This window comes from Armatimonas sp., from assembly GCF_043760365.1.
Taxonomy (GTDB): Bacteria; Armatimonadota; Armatimonadia; order Armatimonadales; family Armatimonadaceae; genus Armatimonas.
This window is the reverse complement of the sequence record NZ_JAYUPA010000144.1, coordinates 1-2,215: the sequence shown is the minus strand read 5'-3', so window position 1 is coordinate 2,215 and position 2,215 is coordinate 1. Positions and strand designations below refer to the sequence as shown.

General features: G+C 57.3%; 3 protein-coding genes. All 3 read left to right on the top strand.

The annotated features are described in order from the left end of the window. Nucleotides 1–1,076, top strand: a 1,076-nt coding sequence (locus ACH2EH_RS03700; protein ID WP_395139087.1) for a DUF1553 domain-containing protein, incomplete at its 5' end; no start/stop codon positions are given. Between the two features lie 69 nt (nucleotides 1,077–1,145). Then, entirely contained in the window at nucleotides 1,146–1,685 is a 540-nt protein-coding gene (locus tag ACH2EH_RS03695) for a hypothetical protein (protein WP_395139085.1), read from the top strand. Continuing rightward, on the top strand, nucleotides 1,682–2,161 hold the full coding sequence (locus tag ACH2EH_RS03690) for a macro domain-containing protein (RefSeq protein ID WP_395139083.1): 480 nt from the start codon (nucleotides 1,682–1,684) through the stop codon (nucleotides 2,159–2,161). The genes ACH2EH_RS03695 and ACH2EH_RS03690 overlap by 4 nt, the downstream gene beginning before the upstream one ends. Nucleotides 2,162–2,215: the final 54 nt, after the last annotated feature.

Genomic DNA, 2,215 nt, shown 5'->3' with positions numbered 1-2,215 from the left:
TGGAGACGACCGCACAGGCATTTCTGGGCCAGCGCATGGCCTGTGCCCGCTGCCACAAGCACCCGTTTGACCGCTGGACCACCGATGACTACTGGAATTTTGCCGCATTCATGGGCCGCGTGGGCACCCGCAACGGCAACCTGGATGGCGAGTCGGAGATCTACTACAACCCCAATGGACGTGTCAATAACCAGAGCGTCACTGGCAAGAACCGGGGCAAAGACGCGCCCCCGACGCTTCTGGGAACGAGCGCTCCGATGGATCCCACAAGTCTCCGTCCGGGCAGAAATGGCACTGGCCCCGACGTGGTCGCCCTGCTGGCCGACTGGGTCACGGGCCAGGACAATCCGTACTTTGCCAAAGCCACCGTCAATCGTGTCTGGAGCCACTATCTAGGCCGTGGCGTCGTGCATCCCGTGGACGACATGCGCGCCACAACTCCCTCGGCAGTACCGGGTCTCTTGGAAGCACTCGCGAAAGACTTCACGGATCACAAGTACGACCTCAAGCACACGATCCGCACGATCTTCAACTCCAAGACCTACCAGGCATCTAGCGAGGTGAACGCCACCAACGCGCTCGACAACCAGTTCTTCAGCCACTTCTATCCGCGCCCCATGCTCGGTCAGATCCTCCTCGACAATCTAAACCTCGCCACCGGCAGTACCGAGCGCTTCGGCGACTTCCCCACCGAGATGCGCGCCTCACAGGTCTCGCTGCCCGTCGGTTCGTTCTTCATGGACTGCTTTGGGCGTTCCCAGCGCGAGTTCCTTGCGGAGCTCGAGCCCAAGAACGAGCCCACGCTCGTGCAGGTGCTCCATGTGCTGAACTCGCCGTACGTGGATCAGAAAGTCCGAGCACGCGCCGGAACGGTCGCCACGTTGCTCGCGGACAAAACGCTTGCCAACGACGTGCTGATCAAAAAACTCTATCTGCGAACCCTCAGCCGTCTCCCCGACAACAAAGAGCTCGCCGCCGCCCTCGCGCACCTCACCACCAGCCCCAAGCGCGACGAAGCCGCGCAGGACTTAATGTGGGCCCTGATCTCCTCGCGAGAGTTCTACTTCGTGAGCTAGAACATGGTTCTGACAAAAACACCCTTACATCTCACAGGCAATTTTTCGCTGGATAGGATGATTAGCGCCGTGGAAAAAATAAAAGAACGCCTCTTACGTGCTGCAGAAGCACTGGATTTGGCAGGCATTGCCTATGCAATTATTGGTGGAAATGCAGTTGGCACCTGGGTTGCAAAAGTTGATGAAGCCGCCGTTCGTAATACTCAAGATGTAGATATGCTCCTGCGGCGTGGTGATTTGGAAAAAGCAAAAATTGCTCTCGAAGCGGTCGGGTTTATCTTTCGGCACGTGCGCGGCATTGATATGTTCCTGGATGGCCCCGATGCCAAGGCCCGCGACGCCGTGCATATTGTCTTTGCCAACGAGCGTGTTTTTGAGAAAGACATTCTTCCCCACCCCGATGTCACCGATTCTGTCCGCGCCGACCGGTTTCAAGTGCTCACGCTCGAAGCCCTCGTCCAGATCAAGCTCACGGCATTTCGAGACAAAGACAGGGTTCATCTACGCGACTTGATTGATGTCGAGTTAATTGATGAAAGCTGGACGGCAAAATACCCGGCAGAGCTAGCAACCCGCCTACAAATGCTTTTGGATGATCCCAACGGATGAAAACGGAGCTTGTTTGGGGAGATATTTGTGATCAGCCCGTTGAAGTCATTGTCAACGCCTGGAACCGGAATGTCATTCCGTGGTGGCTGCTCTTGCCCCAAGGCGTCTCTGGGGCGATCAAGAAGCGAGCAGGCTATGAGCCGTTTCATGAGCTGGCAAGCGTTGGGCCGATGCCACTGGGGAGCGCGGTGCTAACGGCGGCGGGGCAGCTTCCCTACAAAGCCATCATCCATGTCGCCGGAATCAACCTGCTCTGGCGGGCATCGGAGTTCTCTATCCGGGAGTCAGTACGAAGTGCGATGGCGCTTGTCAACGAGAAAGGCTTCGCTTCGGTCGCGTTTCCGGTGATTGGCGCAGGTTCGGGGAGCTTTCACACGGAGCGGGCACTGGAGATCATGTACCAGGCGCTCGCGGAGCTTGAGACAAGCGCTCAGGTTCGGATCGTCCGCTACAAAAAAAATCATGAACAAGACTGATGACTTTCGACTCCTGAATGCGCAAGCTCTCACGCGCCGCCACTTTTTTGGTCG

Coding starts and splice junctions, on each gene's coding strand:
- ACH2EH_RS03690 (WP_395139083.1), top strand. CDS start 1,682: ATGAAAACGGAGCTTGTTTGGGGAGATATTTGTGATCAGCCCGTTGAA.